At 70.1% G+C, this 1,388-nt stretch carries 1 protein-coding gene; it reads right to left on the bottom strand.

The features are described 5' to 3' along the window. The coding region (gene tig, locus PLL68_RS15220; RefSeq protein ID WP_324535547.1) for a trigger factor at positions 1 to 1,266 on the bottom strand (1,266 nt) is incomplete at its 3' end. Between the last annotated feature and the right edge of the window lie 122 nt (positions 1,267 to 1,388).

Genomic DNA, 1,388 nt, shown 5'->3' with positions numbered 1-1,388 from the left:
CTGCGGCACGAGCTCGTCGAGGTCGATCACGGTGCCGGCCGTGTCGGTGACGACAGCCTGGTCGAGCACGGCGGCCAGACCCTTGCGGCGGGCGACCTCCTGCACGATCGAGGGGATCTGACCCTGCTGGTCGATCGTCTGCGCGAAGGTGTTCGGGTCCATGCCGTACTGCTGGGCGCTCATGACGAGGTACTCGATGAGCTCGGGCTGCTCGACGCGGACCTCGAGCTTCTCGGCGATGGCGTCGAGCAGGAACTGGGCCTTGAGCGCCCGGCGGGTGCTCTCCTGCACCTCGGCGCGGTGCTCGTCGTCGTCGAGGCGGTTCTCGCCCTCGAGGTGCTGGTGGACCTCGGCCTCGACGATGCCCTCGGGCACGGCGACGTCGACGGTCTCGAGCAGGTGCTCGAGCACCTTGTCACGGGCCTGGATGCCCTGCTCGTACTTCTTGCTCTGCTCGGCCTGGCGCGCGACGTCGGCGCGCAGCTCCTCGAGGGTGTCGAACTCGGAGGCGAGCTGGGCGAACTCGTCGTCGAGCGCGGGCAGCTCACGGACCTTGACGGCCTGCACGGTGACGGTGCACTCGGCGTCCTCACCCTCGCGGTCGCCACCGGCCAGCGGCGCGGTGAAGTCCTTGGACTCGCCGGCGCTCATGCCGATGAGGGCCTCGTCCATGCCGGGCAGCATGTTGCCGCTGCCGACCTCGTAGGAGACACCGGTGACCGCGTCGATCTCCTCGCCGCCGATCGTCGCCGACAGGTCGATGGAGACGAAGTCGCCGTCCTCGACGGCCCGCTCGACCCCGACGAGGGCGCCGAAGCGCTCCTGCAGGGCGGTGAGGCGCTCGGTGATGTCGTCCTCGGTCGCCTCGACGACGTCGACCTCGACCGCGATCCCCTCGAGGTCGGGGAGCTCGACCTCGGGGCGCACGTCGGTCTCGACGGTGAAGGTGAAGTCCTGGCCGTCCTCGAGGGGCACGGCGGTGACGTCGACCTCGGGCTGGCCGATGGCGCGCACGTTCTGCTCCTCGGCGGCCTCGGCGAAGAAGCGCGGCAGCGCCTCGTTGACGGCCTCCTGGACCACGGCACCGCGCCCGACACGCTGGTCGATGATGCGGCTCGGGACCTTGCCCTTACGGAAGCCGGGGATCTGCACCTGCGCACCGATGGTGCGGTAGGCGTCGTCGAGCATCGGCTTGAGCTCCGCGAACGGGACCTCCACGCTGAGCTTGACCCGGGTCGGGCTGATGGTCTCGACGGCACTCTTCACTTCAGGCACTCCACAACCATGGGGGAATCGGGGGACAAATCGCTTGGATGCCGTACGGCCGGCCGCGAGCGGACCGGCACCTCCCAGCGGCGCGCGAGCGCGCGGCATCCGGGTAGGGCACC

Origin of the sequence: Ornithinibacter sp., from assembly GCF_035443565.1 — a bacterium.
In the GTDB taxonomy this organism is placed as follows: Bacteria; Actinomycetota; Actinomycetes; order Actinomycetales; family Dermatophilaceae; genus Fodinibacter.
Note: the sequence above shows the minus strand (reverse complement) of the source record. Positions and strands in the feature narration are given on the sequence as shown.